This window comes from Aquimarina algiphila, assembly GCF_007489275.1.
GTDB classification, from domain to species: Bacteria; Bacteroidota; Bacteroidia; order Flavobacteriales; family Flavobacteriaceae; genus Aquimarina; species Aquimarina algiphila.
Window position 1 is genome coordinate 1 of record NZ_VLNR01000073.1, and the last position, 17,359, is coordinate 17,359.

Sequence of the window (17,359 nt, forward strand, 5' to 3'; positions counted from 1 at the left end):
TTCAACTTGGGCAACTATTGCCAATTTAAAGCCTAAATTGTAATCTCGTTGTGTACGCTTCTTCCTTGGTTGTTCTGAATGTTTCATAAATAAGTCAATTTTGTGTCAACTTATTTTAGGACAAGACACATTTAAAAAGAAAAAAGCCCTTTTTTAAGGGCTTTTTTTTATTAAGGGTGGAAGACGGGATTCGAACCCGCGACCCTTGGTACCACAAACCAATGCTCTAACCAACTGAGCTACAACCACCATTTAATTTCGGGTGCAAAAATAAGTCATTTTTACATTTCTACAAAACAAAAAATGATATTATATTAAATCAAAAATAGAATTGACTGCTACATAGCGTTCTACGGTATAACCTTCTGCATATTCTACACCAATAATTCTTCCTAAATCATTTGCTCTATAGCGAATACTATCCATAAAATTTTTACTTGATATAGGAGTTGAGGGTTCATTGCTATTTGGATCATAAAATTGAGATTCATAAGCGATAACACTATCCATTTTCACATCTATATAATCACTTATATCAACTACAAAATCAGGTTCAATATTTTTCCATTGAATATAATGAAACACATGTTTTGGTCGCCAAGCTTCCTGAACTTCTTTATCATCAAAAGTTTCTATCCTTCTTAGACCTGATAAAAAGCAAGCATCACTTGTTAATTTACTTGCTTTGCCATGGTCAATATGTCTATCAGTAATTGCATTACAGAGCACAATCTCTGGCTTATACTTTCTTATTTTTTGTATAATTGCTAATTGATGTTCTTCATCATTTGTAAAAAAACCATCTCTAAAATTTAGATTCTCTCGTACAGAAACTCCTAATACCTTAGCAGCATTTTTTGCTTCCTGATCTCTAATCTCTGGAGTACCTCTTGTTCCTAATTCACCTCTGGTAAGATCTAGGATTCCGACTTTTTTTCCTAGCGCAACTTCTTTGGCTATGGTTCCCGAACAACTTAGCTCTATATCATCTGGATGAGCTCCTATTGCTAGAATGTCTAATTTCATATTTTAATGCTCTAATTCTAGAATTTTTACTTTTTCTATGGCTTGTTGGATATCTTGTGTTAAATCTTCATCTTCTTCAATACCTACACTAAGTCTCAATAGTCCATCGCTTATTCCTTGTAAAGCTCTTTCTTCTTCTGTAAGTAAAGCGTGAGAAGTAAGAGTAGGGGAGAGTATAGTACTTTCTACTCCTGCAAGACTCATAGAACTTTTGATTAGTCTTAATTCTTTTTGAAACTTACTAGCGTTAAGCCCTTCTTTTAATTCAAAAGATAGCATACCTCCGTACCCTTTCATTTGCTTTTTGGCAATTTCATAATCAGGATGAGATTTTAGTCCTGGATAATACACTGCAGAAATATCTTGATGTTTTTCTAGCCATTTGGCAAGTTTTAAAGCATTTTTGTTTTGTTGTTTTACTCGAATTCCTAACGTTTTTATACTTCTCTCTAGCATCCATACTGTAAAATCGCTCAGACTACCTCCGAAATTTTTAGCAACCTGAAAAATCTGATCCATATTTTTTTCAGAAGAAATCACCGCTCCGGCAAGAATATCACTATGACCACCAAGATATTTGGTGGCAGAATGTAAAACAATATCTATTCCCAATTCAATTGGGTTTTGATTGACTGGCGAAGCAAAAGTATTATCGATCATTGTGATAATGTTGTTTTCTTTTGCTAAATCAGCGACGGCTTTAATATCGGTAATTGTTAATAGAGGATTAGAAGGGGTTTCTATGTAAATTACTTTAGTATTAGGTTTTATTTTTTCTTTAAAACCTTCAGACGTTTGTGTGTCTACATAAGAAAATTCTATTCCGTGTTTTTCAAATTCTTCATTAACGAGATTTGCAGTTCCTCCATATAATGTTCGTTGTAAAACTATATGATCTCCTTTTTGTAAGAACGCAAATAATGTTGTGCTTATAGCTGCCATTCCACTGCCAAAAATTAAAGCAGATTCTCCTTTTTCAAGTTTAGCTATTTTTTTGGATAATGCTTCCTGATTTGGAGTATTAAAGTATCTTGGGTAGCGTTTTATATCTACATCTTCAAAAGCATATGAAGTAGACATATATATAGGTGAAACAGCACCTTTAAATTGTTCATCTTTAATTTCTCCAAGATGAGTACATATGGTATTAAAACCCATTTTTTGTGTATCCATAGTTAATGCGATAAGTCTTACAAGTTTTTGCATCTAAATTAAGATATTCAGAAGAATTCGAATAAGATTTAACAGATTAAATCTAAATAGGATATGATTTTTGATAAGGTCTACCTCAGACTAAAACATTTTTACTTTAGAAATGTTTCTCATTATCGATTGGAAGAATTGTTGTGTGTCGTATGGTTTAATAATTACATCATTCATACCTACAGATAAAGCCTGACCTCTTACTTCTCCTTCTTCGACGGCAGTTAATGCAATAATTGGAATGTTTGGATTAAATGTACGTATTACTTTGGTTGCCTCAAGACCATTCATTTCTGGCATATTTATATCCATTAATACAAGGTCAAATTTTTCATTTTTTATCATTTCTATGGCATCCATACCATTGCTGGCAATATTACAGGTATATCCTTTCTTTTTTAAGATATTTTGAGTTACAATTTGATTAATCTTATTATCATCAACAATAAGAACATTAAAATTGCTTGTTCCTATACTAAGGTTTTCTCCGGATTTTAAAGAAATTTCTTGTTCTTTAACTGCTTTTTCATAGAATAAATCAAAATAAAACTCAGAACCTTTTCCTTCTTTACTAGTAATGTGGATTTCACTATTATGAAGATGAATAAGTTTCTTTACAATAGCCAGTCCAAGTCCGGTTCCTTCATATTCTTGATTTTCATTTTTTACCTGGGCAAAGTTGTCAAAAATAGTTTGTTGTTTGTTTTTAGGGATTCCTATTCCATCATCCCTTACAATGAAACGAAGAACATGACTATCCTTTTTAGAATCCAGACATTTTACACTAACCCAAATATTTCCATCTTTAGTAAATTTAAGAGCATTACCGATCAGATTTATTAATATTTGCGAAAGCCTTACAGAGTCACCTAATAATGTAGTGGTTATCTTTTTATCAATGTCAATATGTACTGTGTTGTTATTACTTTTTTGTTTGGTATGAAGAGAATTAACAATACCTTCTATTAAAGTTCTAACATCAAAAGAAACTTTTTCTAATTTTACCTCATTAGTTTCTATCTTACTTAGCTGTAAAACATCATTGATTAGTGCCAAAAGATAATCTCCAGAAAATTTTAATGATTCTAAGTATTCATTTTTTTTCTTTTTGTCTGGGTTCTCCATAAGTAAGGAGGTAAGTCCAATAACACCATATAACGGAGTTCTAAGCTCATGGCTAACTGTAGATATAAACTGAGATTTTAAGGTTGACACCTGTTCTGCAGTCTCTTTTGCACTAATTAGTTCCTTGTTTTTGTCAATAAGGTCATTGTTAAGTCTTTTCTTCTGAATATTGTTTTTGTATGAACTTATTAAGAAAGCCAGAGAAATAAGAATTAATATAATACCAAGAATGATACTGATTCTCCATTTAACAACCTCTGATTCGCTTTCCTTTTTTTGATCCTGCGCTATTTTTATATTTTCTTTAATAACATCAACTTCATATTTAATATTAGCACGTTGAAGTTCTATTAGTTTTTTATAATCTTTTGCTTGAAGGATATTTTGAAACTGTTTTTTCTGAAAATGATATGCTCTTTGATAATCATCTTGTTTGCGATAAAGTTCAGATTTAGCTTCATACGCAGAAGCAAGCTCTTCATAAAATGTAGAAATCATTTCATCATTGTTTTCCTTGTTTTTGGTTTCTCCAAGGGCATATGATATAGCTTGATCTGTATATTCTTCGGATTCCTCGAACCTACGTACACTTAAAAAGTATCTTCCTAAAAGTCCGCTTAATTTGGTTTTAACAAGGTTTGAAGATTTTTCATGTACCAGTTTTCTTGCAGGAGCAAGGTATTCATAAGCGCTATCAAAGTCATTTCTAGAAATATAATACTCACCAAGGTTTAATAGTGGTCTTATCATTCTAGATGTATCATTTAGTTTTATAGCGAATTCATAAGATTTTTTATAATAATCTACTCCTTTTTTTCGAGTGAGATTATGTTTTGTATAAACACGTGCAAGATTATTATAAAGATCAGTTTCTAATACTTTACTTTTTGAACTTCTAGCATAAGTAAGTGCTCTTCTGTAATTACTTCTTGCTTTATTATCATTTTCACTTATTTCATAATTTTTTGCAATAATATTATAGATATAGCCTAAACTTTTATCATCATTATTGTATTGTGCATTTTGAAGTGCAGCTTTAGCGATTTCAAAAGATTGCTCATACTTGTATTCTTCTTGCAATTTTTCTGCTTTTTCAATATAGCTTTGAATACTATCTGAAACTATAGAAGATTGAGATTGTACAACTTGAGTAAAACCTATTAAAAATAAGATGGTTATATGTTGAATAACGTTTTTCAACTATTAATAATTCTGGTTAATATACGTGGACGAAAATACGAAAATAGATTTAACATCGTGCAATTCACCGTAAAAAAAGTGCTATTTATCCGTATTTTTTGTAGGTAAATCAATGTTGTTGTAGGAATTATTGTTTTTTTATAAGAAAACTGTTAATGATTAGAAAAAACTATCTATATATAAAGAATTAAAATTGTGCAACAATTTTAGTTGTTTAAGTAGATGTATATTTGCGCTGTCAAAAGATTAATCAATTATAAATTTTTAAAAATTAAAATATGGCATTTGTAGGTAAAAAATTCCCAAATCTAGACGTTGACGCAATGAATGATATGGGGGATACTTTTAAACTTAATGTTTTAGAAGAGGCAAAAAACAAAGGTAAAAAAGTATTACTTTTTTGGTATCCTAAGGATTTTACATTCGTTTGTCCGACCGAGTTACATGCTTTTCAAGAAGCGTTAGGAGAATTTGAAAAAAGAAATACCATAGTTATTGGTGCTTCATGTGATACTCCAGAAGTACATTTTGCATGGTTAAATACATCTAAAGATAATGGAGGTATTGAAGGGGTTACATATCCAATTCTAGCAGATTCTAATCGTAACCTTTCTAGTACATTAGGAATTCTTGATATCACTAATGAAACGTATAATGAGGAGACTGGAGTAGTTACTGTAGAAGGTGATAATGTTACTTATAGAGCAACATACTTAATAGATGAAGAAGGTACTGTTTTTCATGAAGGAATAAATCATATGCCTGTTGGTAGAAATGTAGCAGAATTCTTGAGATTGATTGATGCATATTCACATGTACAGAAAAATGGTGAAGTATGTCCAGCAAACTGGGAAGAAGGAAAAGATGCAATGAATGCAGATAGAAAAGGAGTAGCTTCTTATTTAGCTTCTCATTAAATAGTATAACCATTGTTTTGGATTTCTCCAGAGAAGTCACTCTGGAGAAATTCTTTACTAAATATTAATTTAATTGATATGATTCAAGAGTTAACAGAAGATAACCTTTCTCAACTAGTGAAGGATAGTAATACCGTAATTGTTCAATATTCTGCATCTTGGTGCGGTAACTGTAGAATAATGAAGCCAAAATTTAAAAAATTAGCTTCCGAAAATGAAAACACCACTTTTGTTATTGTAGACGCAGAAAAATATCCTGAATCAAGAAAAATGGCAACTGTCGACAATCTTCCTACATTTGCTACTTTCAAAGAAGGTTCTTTTAAGAATCAGGTTCAGACAAATAAATTTGATGTTCTTAAAGAATTAGTAGATGAAGTTACCAATAATTAAACATCTTACAAGTTTTATTGAAGAAAACGATGAGGATTTTGTAGTAGAAACTATCGAAACCTTAGAAGCTTTAACAGAAGTTCCTTCTCTTAAAGATGAAGAATTAGATGTTATAGGGGAACTTATTTCAAATATGTATGGAGCTTTAGAAGTTGATAAAATGATAAAAGAAGGAAGCTCTAAGAAAGATGCTCTCAATGATTTTATGAAAAGAGTTCTTGGGTCAATAGACAAATAGAAAATAAAAAAACCTTCTAAAATCAGAAGGTTTTTTTATTTTCTAAAAACTTTATGAATATTACCATTTAATCTTATTAATTTTAAACCACTAAAAATAACAATCATTTATTATGGCTTCAATAACATTAAAAGGAAATACGATACATACCAACGGTACATTGCCAGAAGTAGGACAGAAGGCACCAGATTTTGAATTGGTAAATACCGATTTGTCCACAATAAAATTATCAGATTATAAAGGATCTAGAGTTGTACTTAATATTTTTCCATCTATAGATACAGGAATTTGTGCTGCTTCAGTTAGAGAATTTAATAAAGAAGCTAGTCATTTGTCTAACACTAAAGTGTTATGTATTTCTAGAGATTTACCGTTTGCCCAAGCTCGTTTTTGTGGAGCAGAAGGTCTGGATAATGTAATTAATCATTCTGACTTTAAGAATGGTGATTTTGGAAAAAACTACGGTGTAGAGATTATTGATGGACCAATGCAGGGATTACATTCAAGAGCTGTTATTGTTTTAGATGAAGATGCAAATGTGGTGTATACAGAGCAAGTTCCGGAAATTGTACAGGAACCTGATTATTCTGCAGCACTTAAAACGTTGTCATAAGATCTAATGAATAAAATGTTAAAGTTTATTGTCGGCAGGCTTCGAGGTTGTGGTTATGCATTTAAAGGTGCTGTTTTATTGATAAAAACTGAGCCAAGTATACAAGTACAGGTTGGTATTGCCTTACTTATGATTACATTGGGTTTTTATTTTGATATCACTTCAATTGAATGGATTTTACAAATTTTTGCTATAGGTTTAGTAATGAGTATAGAAGGCCTGAATACTGCGATCGAAGCTATAGCAGATTTCATACATCCTGATTTTCATAATAAAATTGGTTTGATTAAGGATATAGCGGCAGGAGCTGTTTTTATAGCTGCGATTACAGCTGTAATTATAGGAGCAATAATTTATGTTCCATATTTCATTTAGAAAATTTTTCAGTCATTTTTACGTTCCAATATAGATATTCGTATTTTTGCGGTAAGACATCCAAAAAATGGCTAAAAGAAAGGTAAGTACAAAAAGGAAAACAGTAAAAAAACCTAAAAAATCACTGAAAGAAAAATTTACATTATCTCGACAACAAAAAGTTGTCTTGGGAAGTTTTTTGTTCTTTCTGGGGATAGGGCTATTTTTTGCTTTTATTTCATTTTTCTTTAACTGGAAAATTGACCAAAGTGAAATATCCGAATTTTATAATAGAACATCGTCTCCAAAAAACTGGCTAAGTAAATTTGGAGCTACGGTAAGTCATTTCTTTATTTTTAAAGGATTTGGGGTTTCTGCTTTAATTTTACCTGTATTAACTTCGTTATCTGGAGTATATCTGTTTTTTGACCTGAATAAAAAACGACTGTTAGGATTCTGGTTTTGGGGAGTGTTAGTGATGTTATGGATATCAGTGGTCTTAGGTTTTGTAGAAAAGGATGGTGGGTTACTAGCAGGTGTTATTGGGTATGAAAGTAATGATTTTCTTAGGGATTATATTGGTTTTATAGGTACAGTTTTAGTACTAGCGTTTTTTGCTATTGTATATATAGTAGTTCGACTTAGATATACTCCAGAAAAAATATCAGATTCATTAAAAAGTACACAAAAAAATATTGTTAAGGATTATGAATCTACTTCAAAAGCAAGTACTAATGGTCAAGCTGTTTCTGATAATACTGTAAAAAATGATACTGATGATTCTGGTTCTAGTATTAAAGAAAGAATAGACGCTATTATTGCCAAATCTAAAGATTATCGCAAAAAAGATGAAGACAAGGAAAAAGAAAAAGAAGTTGCGATAAAAAAAGAGGACACAAAAGAAATTACATTAAACCCTACCGTGAATGATTTCTATGGAGATCCCAAAAATAGAGATAATGATGTTCCCGAAAAGTTAATCATAAAATCTGAAGATAATCCTGAGGATATTGCAATGGAAGTCGAAACTACGGTAGAAGAAGAAGTTGTAGAAAACCTAAGTGCTAAATTGGTTAAAGATTTTGGTGAATTTGATCCAAAATTAGAATTAGGAAATTATAAGTTCCCGGGGATTAACCTTCTAAAAGATTACACAACTAAAACTGGTGGGATTACTATAGATCAAGGAGAGCTTGAGGAAAATAAAAATCGTATTGTTGAAACGCTCAAAAACTATAAGATAGAAATAGCTCAGATTAAAGCTACCGTAGGGCCTACGGTAACACTTTATGAGATTGTACCAGAAGCAGGTATTAGAATTTCTAAAATTAAAAATCTTGAAGATGATATAGCATTATCATTGGCGGCACTGGGTATTCGTATAATAGCACCCATACCAGGTAAAGGAACTATTGGTATAGAGGTTCCCAATAAAAATTCTACTATTGTATCAATGAGATCTGCAATTGCATCTTCAAAGTTTCAAAATGCAGAGATGGAATTGCCTTTGTCTTTAGGGAAAACGATTTCAAATGAGACATTTGTGGTAGATTTAGCCAAAATGCCTCACCTTCTTATGGCAGGAGCAACGGGACAAGGTAAATCTGTTGGACTCAATGCAATTCTAACTTCATTACTATATAAAAAGCATCCTGCAGAAGTAAAATTTGTGCTTGTGGATCCTAAAAAGGTGGAACTGACTTTGTTTAATAAGATTGAACGACATTATTTGGCAAAACTACCTGATACTGAAGAAGCAATAATTACTGATAATACCAAGGTAATTAATACACTTAACTCACTTTGTATCGAGATGGATACACGTTACGACTTGTTGAAAAATGCAATGGTTCGTAATATTAAAGAATATAACGCAAAATTTAAAGCAAGAAAATTAAATCCAGAAAATGGACATCGTTTCTTACCTTATATTGTGCTTGTAGTAGATGAGTTTGCAGATCTTATTATGACTGCGGGTAAAGAAGTAGAAACACCAATCGCACGATTAGCTCAGCTAGCAAGAGCAATTGGTATACACCTTATTATTGCTACTCAAAGACCATCTGTAAATGTCATCACGGGGATGATAAAAGCAAACTTTCCTGCCAGAATTGCATTTAGAGTTACGTCTAAAATAGATTCACGAACTATTCTGGATACCGGAGGAGCAGACCAATTAATAGGTAGAGGAGATATGTTATTCACTCAAGGAAATGATCTGATCAGGATACAATGTGCCTTTGTGGATACACCAGAAGTAGAGAGAATTACAGAATATATTGGAAGTCAAAAAGCATATCCAGATGCACACCTATTACCAGAATATATTGGAGAAGAAAGTGGCACAAGTCTTGATATAGATAAAAAAGATAGAGATAAGCTTTTTGCAGAAGCTGCAGAAGTAATTGTAACAGCACAGCAAGGATCGGCGTCTTTATTACAAAGAAAATTAAAATTAGGATATAACCGAGCAGGTAGATTGATAGATCAACTTGAAGCTGCTGGGGTTGTAGGACCTTTTGAAGGTAGTAAAGCAAGACAAGTTTTAGTCTCTGATTTGTCATCGCTTAAACAACTATTAGATAATGAATAGATCTCTGAAGAAGTGGTCATAAATAATCAACCATAAGTAATTAATAGAAGAAATGTATAAAATGATAAGAAAGATACTACTTTTACTATTTTTAGTAAGTACCATGGCTATACAAGCGCAAAGCGCAAAGGGCCTTTTGGACGAAGTTTCTAATAAGGTACAAGGATATTCTAATATTGTAATAGACTTTAAATATTCTCTTAATAATCCAACAGAAAATGTTTCTCAGGAAACCAGGGGAGATGTAACACTGCAAGGAAATAAGTACCTTCTTAAAATCATGGGGACAGAACAAATGTACGATGGTAAAAAACTCCATGTAGTTATTCCTGAGGATGAAGAAATAAATATTTCATCTCAGAATGATGAGGATGGCGCCAGTGTAACTCCTTCAAAAATGCTATCCTTTTATAAAGAAGGGTATTCATATAAAATGGATGTTGTTCAGGATATAAAGGGTAGAAAAATTCAATTTGTAAAATTAACCCCTATTGATTCCAAAAGTGATTTAAAAGAAGTATTGCTTGGTATTGATAAACAAACAAAGCATATTTACAAAATGATTCAAAAACAAAATAATGGTACTAATGTTACAATTACAGTAAATAGTTTTAAAACCAATCAACCACTTTCAAAAACATTATTTGTATTTGATGAATCAAAATATGAGAATTACTATATTAATCGATTGGATTAATTAAATATTAAACTTTAAAAAATATTTTAGAGGACGTGTATTTTTTATACCCGTTCTTTAAATTTTAATAGACCTATGGTATAGGTTGTTAAAATAGACAAGACGAGTGAAGATTCTAGATAGATACATTTTAACTACTTTTGTAAAGACATTTTTTCCGCTCTTTATCATTATAATGTTTATCCTTTTATTACAGACTATATGGTTATTTATATCAGAGTTAGCGGGTAAAGATTTGGATCTTTCGGTAATTTTAAAATTTTTGACGTTTGCGACCCCAAGGTTAATTCCTATGGTTTTGCCATTGACTATTTTACTGACTTCGATTATGATTTTTGGAAATTTTGCTGAAAATTATGAGTTTGCGGCAATGAAATCGTCTGGAATATCATTACAACGTGCAATGAGAACGTTATCTGTTTTTATATTTTTTGTCGGTATTGGGGCGTTTCTTTTTTCTAATACAGTAATTCCAGCTTCTGAGAAGAGGTTTATAAACCTTAGAAAGAACCTGGTTAAAATAAAACCAGCAAGGGTAATTACTGCTAATCAGTTTAATGATATTGGAGATATAAATATTAAGGTAGCCGAAAAGTACGGTGATAATGATCAGTTTCTAAGAGATGTTATCATACATAAAAAAGCTGCAAGACCGGGTAATTTTACGGTAATAAAGGCAGTAAATGGAGAATTAAAAGGTAATGTTAATTCTGACCTGATTACCCTTATACTTAACGACGGTAATTATTATGATGAAATTCAGCAAAACTCCCCACAGAAAAGAGATAAATTACCTTTTGCCAAAACATACTTCAAAAAGTATGTCTTAAATTTAGATCTCTCTTCTTTAGATAATGTTGATGTAGATGCACAACAATATAGTAAAGGATATAATATGCTTAATGTTGGAGGGTTAAAAGAAGAGATAGATACGTTATCAATTCAGGTCAATAATGAAGTGAAGAATGTAAAAACCGAAATTGATAGAAGAATAGGATATGAAGGGCTAAATAAAAACCTAAGTATAGACTCGATTCCTAAAACAAGTACTGATACTTTGGAAATACGAGATTATTTCACAACCGAAAAGAAAATACAAATTTACCATATCGCAATATCTAATACAGATGGAGTAATACGAAAGTTAGATACCTCTCATAAAAATCTAACATTTAGAAAAAGAGCTCTTAATAAATATGAAATGTCATTGCATGACAAATATTCTTTAGGGATTTCTTGTATATTATTGTTTTTTATTGGAGCTCCGTTAGGTGCTATAATTCGAAAAGGAGGATTAGGATTACCTATCGTGATTGGGGTAGCATTATTTTTGACATATCATTTTATTGGGATTTTTGCAAAGAATAGTGCAGAAGAAGGTGGGATACCTCCATTTATTGGTTCCTGGCTTTCTACATTTATCATATTTCCTTTAAGTATATTTTTTACTTATAGGGCAACTACTGATCGCGGAGTTTTTAACTTTGATAGCTTTATTCAACCAATACGAGATTTCTTTATAAAACGATCGTCTAAATCCAAAAAATAGATTTCTTTTTAGATATCTTTGTAGGAACTATATTATAAGAGTATTACTATGTCACAAATTACTGAGACCAAAAATAAAATTAAGCTAAACACCATTCAAGAGGCGATTGAAGATATTCGACAAGGAAAGGTGATTATCGTAGTAGATGATGAGGATAGAGAAAATGAAGGAGATTTTATTGCAGCAGCAGAAAAAGTGACTCCAGAGATGATTAATTTCATGGCTACTCATGGACGAGGACTGATTTGTGCACCACTGACTATTGATCGTTGTGAAGAATTGAATCTGGATATGATGGTTCAAAATAATACAGTTTTACACGAAACGCAATTTACAGTGTCTGTAGATTTGATTGGTCATGGATGTACAACGGGAATTTCAGTACATGATCGTGCAAAAACTATTCATGCCTTGGTTGATGAAAATACGAGATCTCATGATTTAGGAAGACCAGGTCATATTTTTCCTTTAAGAGCAAAAAATGGAGGAGTACTAAGGCGTACCGGACATACTGAAGCAGCTGTGGATTTAGCTAGATTAGCAGGATTAAAACCTGCTGGAATTTTAGTTGAAATCCTAAATGAAGACGGTACTATGGCTCGTCTACCTCAATTATTAGAAGTCGCTAAGAAATTTGATCTCAAATTAGTCTCTATTGAAGATCTTGTAGCATATAGAATGCAGCATGATTCACTTATCGAGAAAAAAGAAGATTTTGATATAGCTACTCGTTTTGGAAATTATAGACTTCGAGCATATAAACAGACTACAAATAATCAAATTCATATTGCTTTGACCCTTGGTACATGGAAAGAAAATGAACCTGTTCTAACAAGAGTGAATTCTACATTGTTTAATAATGATATCCTTGGAACATTAACTAATAATGCTGATAAAAGGTTAGATGCCATGTTTAAACGAATAAATTCTGAGGGTAAAGGGGCAATAATTTTTATTAATCAAGAAAGTCAATCACTTAATCTATTAGGACGTTTAAGTGCACTAAAAGAAATCCAAAACGGAAAAGAGGTAGTAAAAGCTCCTAACATTGTTATGGATAGTAAAGATTTTGGAATAGGAGCACAGATATTACATGATATTAATATTCATAAACTACGCCTAGTGTCTAATACTGTGCAGCAAAAACGTGTAGGTATGATAGGATACGGTCTTGAAATTGTAGATTATGTAGAGTACTAGATTAAATACTCTATTATGATATACTTTTTACCAGAACACTTTGTATAGCTTCAACCATTTTTGAAGCTCTTTCTGTAACTTCTGCTTCAGTCCAATTTAACTTTATAAGACATGAAATAGTACGACCCATCCATGCGTCACTGGCATCAAAAGACTTGTTATTTTTTTGTAAGCCTGATTGTACTTCTTGTGAAAGTTTGCTAAGAGATTTTTGTTCTAAAAGATGTTCCCATTTTTTATAGTAATGCCAGTTATTGTCAAACCAATAAAAACACGCATCAACCCCATGTTCTCCTAAGGCTTTATGAGCTTTTCTTGCAAGGTCTTCTGTAGGTAAAAATATATTAAGAAAAGCATAACTTTCTACTCCGGTTTCTGGAACTCGTCTATAAGTTACTTCGGGCACTGAGGATAATGCTTCACGTAAGATAGTATAATTTTTCTTTTGTATTTCAAGGGTGTGATCTAATTTCCTTAGTTGAGCAATTCCTACAGCTGCATTTAACTCTGATAACCTGTAATTATATCCTAGAAAAGGATGAGTTTCTGCTCCTCGATCATTGCCAACATGATCATGTCCATGATCTTGATATTTATGTGCTCGATCAGCAAATATCTCAGAATTAGTAATAATTCCGCCTCCTTCACCACAAGTAATTGTTTTTACATAGTCAAAAGAGAAGCAACCCAGGTCACCGTAACTTCCAAGGGGTTTATTATCATAAGTTGCTCCAATAGCTTGGCATGCATCTTCTAATAGTATAAGATTGTGAGTTATACAAATCGCCTTTAGTGCCTTAAGGTCAGCCATAGATCCACACATATGAACAGGCATGATAGCTTTAGTTTTAGAAGTTATAGAAGCTTCTACTGCTTTTGGATCTAAAGTTAATGTATCATCAATATCACATAAAACAGGTACCGCTCCAACAGATAATATAGCCTCAAAACTAGCAACAAATGTAAAGGTGGGCATTATAACTTCATCACCAGAGCCAATACCAGCACATGCTAATGCTACCGTTAACGCAGCAGTTCCACTGGATACCACCTGGGCATATTGAGTTTGCATTCTTTTTGCTAAATCCCTTTCTAGTTCTAAGGCTTTATGATGACCATTTCTCATAGGGTCAAATCCATATCGCATCAAAACCCCATTGTCCAAAACGTCTTGAACTTCTTTCTTTTCTTCAGCTCCGAATAACTCAAATCCTGGCATAGCTACAGTATTAAATTAGAAAACTCTTTTCGGCAAAAATACCGAAAAGAGTTTTGATTTTACTGTCTATATTTTAGATTTTTTTAATTATTACAAATCGTGTTGAATTGATCTGATCTAAGATGTCTATCTATTAGAGACTTAGATGTTAATAATGGTATCTGTAATAGGACGTCTTACTTTTTTGAATTCTGAAAACATATCATCTTTTGCTCTATATCCTATAGGTAGTACTAATACAGATGAAAGTCCTAATTCATTAAGTTTTAAAATCTCATTATATTTTTCTGGAATAAAACCTTCCATAGGACAAGAATCGATTTGTTCTATAGCACATACTGTAAGTAAATTTCCCATAGCCAAATATGCTTGCTTTGCAGCCCAATTGAGAATTTCTTCTGAGGGTTTGTTTTCGAAAGAATCTACTAACTGTTCCTTGAAAGGCTTTAGTATTTCGTCAGGAGTATTTCTCGTAGCCTTTACATTATCAAAATGTTTTGTAATGTATTTTTTTCCAACTTCATTTTCAATACAAAAAACAAGTACATGAGAGGCATCAGCAACTTGGGCCTGATTCCAGGAATGCTCTGTTAATTGTTTTTGTAGTTTTTTATCTTTTATGATCACTAACTTCAGTGGTTGTAAGCCATAAGAAGTAGCTGTAAGGTTAAACGCTTGAGTAAGTGTATCTATTTTTTGTTGGGTTAGAATTTTGGTGCTGTCAAATTTTTTGGTAGCATATCGCCATTGCAAACTTTCTATAATATTCATCCGAAGTTTTTTTTAATATGTCACAAAGATAGTATGATAACATTTACCTTTGATAGATAAAATGATAAGAAAAAACTATATCGCAATTGTATGAATACTATAGATGAATTAATCAAAACATCTGAGACTAGAATTTTTAAAGCTGTATTTCCAAACACAACAAATCATTATGAAACTTTGTTTGGAGGAACAGCATTGCAGCTTATGGATGAAGTTTCGTTTATTTGCGCTACTCGTTTTAGTCGGAAAAAGGTGGTTACAATCTCTACCGATAAAATTGATTTTGAGAAACCGATTCCAGCGGGTACTATTATCGAACTTGTAGCAAAGGTGGTTAAAGTTGGCAGAACAAGTTGTTTGGTAAAGGTTGATATTTATAAAGAAGAAATGTATAGTTACGAACGGGAGATAGCAGTTTCTGGGCATTTTAAATTTGTAGCTATTGATAATAATAAGAAACCAATTCCGATTGTATAGAAAATAAAAAACTCACTGATTTCAGTGAGTTTTTTATTTATATTATAATACATATTAAGCTTTTGCCAATTGTTTTATTTTTATTCTGAATGCCGCAAAAAGTAAAGTCATAAAAGGACTTAACCAATTGAAAATTGCAAAGAAGAAATAATCAACAACGGGTACACCTAGAACTCCACTTTGATAAGCACCGCAGGTGTTCCATGGAACTAAAACAGAAGTCACTGTACCAGAATCTTCAAGAGTACGACTTAGATTTTCGGGAGCTAGTCCTTTATCTTTAAAAGCTTTGGCATACATTCTTCCTGGAACAACAATAGCAAGATATTGATCAGATGCAGTTACATTCAATGCTAAACAACTTACAACGGTACTCGCAAAAAGTCCGAATACAGAATCAAACAAATTTAAAAGAGCTTTACTAATTCTTGCTAGAGCTCCTATGGCATCCATAACACCACCAAAAACCATAGCACATACAATTAACCAGATAGTTCCCAACATCCCTGACATGCCTCCGGCAGAAAATAAATCATTAAGTTCTGCACTACTGGTTTCTACAGCAGTATCAACAGTCATAGCTTTCATAACACCGATATACGCAGAATTAAAAGTAAGTTCTGTACTTCCTGCAATTTGTGTTACAATCTCAGGTTGTGCAATTATTGCTGCTATTGCTCCTAGTAGAGTTCCGGCAAGTAAAGCGATCAAAGGAGGTGTTTTTTTGATAATTAATCCTATCACTAAAACAGGAACAATAAATAACCAGGGAGAAATATTAAAAGCTTCATCTATAGCTTTTAATTGTTCACCAATTTCTGGAGTACCCGAGGTATCTATAGTAAAACCAATAATTATAAAAACAAGTAGTGTTATTACTATCGTTGGAACGGTAGTGTAGGTCATGTATTTAATATGCGAAAATAATTCGCCTCCAGCCATTGCAGGAGCAAGGTTTGTAGTGTCGGATAAAGGTGACATTTTATCTCCAAAATAAGCTCCGGATATCACAGCTCCAGCTGTCATTCCTAATGAAATACCTAATGTATCACCTATTCCTATAAGGGCAATACCTACAGTAGCCGACGTAGTCCATGAACTTCCTGTTGCTATGGATATGATAGCGCATATAATAACGCAAGCTGCAAGAAAAATAGTAGGATTAAGAATTTGTAAACCATAATAGATCATAGTTGGAATAATACCACTAATCAACCATGTGCCTGCCAAAGATCCTACCATTAGTAAAATGAGTAACGCTCCTGTTGTGGATTTTACATTCCGGGCAACTTCTTCCATCATTTGTTTATAGGATACCTTATTAAAAAAACCTACAATAGCTGCAACAGCAGCTCCAAGAAGTAAGATAAACTGATTACTACCACTAAGGGCATCATCACCAAAAGCAAAAGAAACATTATAAAATAACATTCCTACCAAAATAAATATAGGGATTAAAGCTTCCCAAATATTTAATTCCTTGTTTTCTATAATATTCTCGTTTTTGGGATCGGTAGGTGTGATGTTTTGACTTTCCATATGTGGTATTCGAAATTTTATGGATGTAATGTTACGATATTAATAAAAGTTATGCAATGTCTGAATAGAGTTTAATTGCTATAGGAAAGAAATTGTTATCGAATTTTAAAATGAAAATTTCGATTTTCAGGAGTTAAAATGCTTTTAATCGATGTTTTGTGTTTTTTATCGATTATATTGAATTTTGTGAACTATGATTTTATCATAATATTAGTGATACATCTTACTTTTGAAGTGTGAAAGAA

General features: G+C 32.1%; 16 protein-coding genes and 1 tRNA gene. 10 read left to right on the top strand and 7 right to left on the bottom strand.

The genetic code is table 11. The features are described 5' to 3' along the window. Positions 1–174: 174 nt before the first annotated feature. The 4 genes from FOF46_RS25180 to FOF46_RS25195 form a co-directional block, all read right to left on the bottom strand. Positions 175–250 (bottom strand) — tRNA-His (locus tag FOF46_RS25180). 59 nt (positions 251–309) lie between these two features. Continuing rightward, a complete protein-coding gene (gene bshB1 / locus FOF46_RS25185; RefSeq protein ID WP_143918376.1) occupies positions 310–1,026 on the bottom strand; it encodes a bacillithiol biosynthesis deacetylase BshB1 in 717 nt (238 codons plus the stop codon). 3 nt (positions 1,027–1,029) lie between these two features. Continuing rightward, positions 1,030–2,232 carry a trans-sulfuration enzyme family protein gene (locus FOF46_RS25190; protein WP_244299756.1) on the bottom strand — a complete coding sequence of 401 codons (1,203 nt, stop codon included), beginning with the start codon at positions 2,230–2,232 and terminating at the stop codon, positions 1,030–1,032. Positions 2,233–2,319: 87 nt separating this feature from the next. Beyond that, positions 2,320–4,554, bottom strand: a complete 2,235-nt coding sequence (locus FOF46_RS25195) for a tetratricopeptide repeat-containing hybrid sensor histidine kinase/response regulator (RefSeq protein WP_109438282.1) — start codon at positions 4,552–4,554, stop codon at positions 2,320–2,322. 278 nt (positions 4,555–4,832) lie between these two features. Between FOF46_RS25195 and FOF46_RS25200 the strand changes: the two genes are divergently transcribed. The 9 genes from FOF46_RS25200 (at position 4,833) to ribB (ending at position 13,108) form a co-directional block, all read left to right on the top strand. After that, entirely contained in the window at positions 4,833–5,471 is a 639-nt protein-coding gene (locus FOF46_RS25200; RefSeq protein ID WP_109438283.1) for a peroxiredoxin, read from the top strand. 78 nt (positions 5,472–5,549) lie between these two features. Next, positions 5,550–5,864 (top strand): thioredoxin family protein, encoded by a 315-nt coding sequence (locus FOF46_RS25205; protein WP_109438284.1) that lies wholly within the window; start codon positions 5,550–5,552, stop codon positions 5,862–5,864. Beyond that, positions 5,845–6,102, top strand: a complete 258-nt coding sequence (locus FOF46_RS25210) for a DUF6952 family protein (RefSeq protein WP_109438285.1) — start codon at positions 5,845–5,847, stop codon at positions 6,100–6,102. The genes FOF46_RS25205 and FOF46_RS25210 overlap by 20 nt, the downstream gene beginning before the upstream one ends. Positions 6,103–6,214: 112 nt before the next feature. Further along, positions 6,215–6,715, top strand: coding sequence for a thiol peroxidase (tpx, locus tag FOF46_RS25215; protein WP_143918377.1), 501 nt, complete (start codon positions 6,215–6,217; stop codon positions 6,713–6,715). Positions 6,716–6,730: 15 nt separating this feature from the next. Further along, a complete protein-coding gene (locus FOF46_RS25220; protein WP_109438287.1) occupies positions 6,731–7,090 on the top strand; it encodes a diacylglycerol kinase in 360 nt (119 codons plus the stop codon). Between the two features lie 67 nt (positions 7,091–7,157). Next, complete coding sequence (locus FOF46_RS25225; RefSeq protein ID WP_143918378.1) at positions 7,158–9,662, top strand: FtsK/SpoIIIE family DNA translocase; 2,505 nt, start codon at positions 7,158–7,160, stop codon at positions 9,660–9,662. 61 nt (positions 9,663–9,723) lie between these two features. After that, on the top strand, positions 9,724–10,359 hold the full coding sequence (lolA1, locus tag FOF46_RS25230) for an outer membrane lipoprotein periplasmic chaperone LolA1 (protein ID WP_109438289.1): 636 nt from the start codon (positions 9,724–9,726) through the stop codon (positions 10,357–10,359). A gap of 106 nt (positions 10,360–10,465) precedes the next feature. Continuing rightward, positions 10,466–11,908, top strand: a complete 1,443-nt coding sequence (locus tag FOF46_RS25235) for an LptF/LptG family permease (RefSeq protein WP_143918379.1) — start codon at positions 10,466–10,468, stop codon at positions 11,906–11,908. A gap of 48 nt (positions 11,909–11,956) precedes the next feature. After that, complete coding sequence (gene ribB / locus FOF46_RS25240) at positions 11,957–13,108, top strand: 3,4-dihydroxy-2-butanone-4-phosphate synthase (RefSeq protein WP_109438291.1); 1,152 nt, start codon at positions 11,957–11,959, stop codon at positions 13,106–13,108. Positions 13,109–13,121: 13 nt separating this feature from the next. Here ribB and FOF46_RS25245 read toward each other — a convergent pair whose 3' ends face one another. After that, complete coding sequence (locus FOF46_RS25245) at positions 13,122–14,327, bottom strand: DegT/DnrJ/EryC1/StrS family aminotransferase (protein WP_143918380.1); 1,206 nt, start codon at positions 14,325–14,327, stop codon at positions 13,122–13,124. 141 nt (positions 14,328–14,468) lie between these two features. Beyond that, positions 14,469–15,098, bottom strand: a complete 630-nt coding sequence (locus tag FOF46_RS25250) for an NAD(P)H-dependent oxidoreductase (protein ID WP_109438293.1) — start codon at positions 15,096–15,098, stop codon at positions 14,469–14,471. A 90-nt stretch (positions 15,099–15,188) separates the two neighbouring features. Here FOF46_RS25250 and FOF46_RS25255 point away from each other — a divergent pair, with 90 nt between their 5' ends. After that, on the top strand, positions 15,189–15,575 hold the full coding sequence (locus FOF46_RS25255) for an acyl-CoA thioesterase (RefSeq protein WP_109438294.1): 387 nt from the start codon (positions 15,189–15,191) through the stop codon (positions 15,573–15,575). A 54-nt stretch (positions 15,576–15,629) separates the two neighbouring features. Here FOF46_RS25255 and nhaC read toward each other — a convergent pair whose 3' ends face one another. After that, positions 15,630–17,114 carry a Na+/H+ antiporter NhaC gene (gene nhaC, locus FOF46_RS25260; protein ID WP_109438295.1) on the bottom strand — a complete coding sequence of 495 codons (1,485 nt, stop codon included), beginning with the start codon at positions 17,112–17,114 and terminating at the stop codon, positions 15,630–15,632. Positions 17,115–17,359: the final 245 nt, after the last annotated feature.

Excerpts from the sequence above, each read along its gene's own strand:
- bshB1 (WP_143918376.1), bottom strand. The coding sequence starts at position 1,026 with ATGAAATTAGACATTCTAGCAATAGGAGCTCATCCAGATGATATAGAG.
- FOF46_RS25190 (WP_244299756.1), bottom strand. The coding sequence starts at position 2,232 with ATGCAAAAACTTGTAAGACTTATCGCATTAACTATGGATACACAAAAA.
- FOF46_RS25200 (WP_109438283.1), top strand. The coding sequence starts at position 4,833 with ATGGCATTTGTAGGTAAAAAATTCCCAAATCTAGACGTTGACGCAATG.
- FOF46_RS25205 (WP_109438284.1), top strand. The coding sequence starts at position 5,550 with ATGATTCAAGAGTTAACAGAAGATAACCTTTCTCAACTAGTGAAGGAT.
- FOF46_RS25210 (WP_109438285.1), top strand. The coding sequence starts at position 5,845 with ATGAAGTTACCAATAATTAAACATCTTACAAGTTTTATTGAAGAAAAC.
- tpx (WP_143918377.1), top strand. The coding sequence starts at position 6,215 with ATGGCTTCAATAACATTAAAAGGAAATACGATACATACCAACGGTACA.
- FOF46_RS25220 (WP_109438287.1), top strand. The coding sequence starts at position 6,731 with ATGTTAAAGTTTATTGTCGGCAGGCTTCGAGGTTGTGGTTATGCATTT.
- FOF46_RS25225 (WP_143918378.1), top strand. The coding sequence starts at position 7,158 with ATGGCTAAAAGAAAGGTAAGTACAAAAAGGAAAACAGTAAAAAAACCT.
- lolA1 (WP_109438289.1), top strand. The coding sequence starts at position 9,724 with ATGATAAGAAAGATACTACTTTTACTATTTTTAGTAAGTACCATGGCT.
- ribB (WP_109438291.1), top strand. The coding sequence starts at position 11,957 with ATGTCACAAATTACTGAGACCAAAAATAAAATTAAGCTAAACACCATT.
- FOF46_RS25245 (WP_143918380.1), bottom strand. The coding sequence starts at position 14,327 with ATGCCAGGATTTGAGTTATTCGGAGCTGAAGAAAAGAAAGAAGTTCAA.
- FOF46_RS25250 (WP_109438293.1), bottom strand. The coding sequence starts at position 15,098 with ATGAATATTATAGAAAGTTTGCAATGGCGATATGCTACCAAAAAATTT.
- FOF46_RS25255 (WP_109438294.1), top strand. The coding sequence starts at position 15,189 with ATGAATACTATAGATGAATTAATCAAAACATCTGAGACTAGAATTTTT.
- nhaC (WP_109438295.1), bottom strand. The coding sequence starts at position 17,114 with ATGGAAAGTCAAAACATCACACCTACCGATCCCAAAAACGAGAATATT.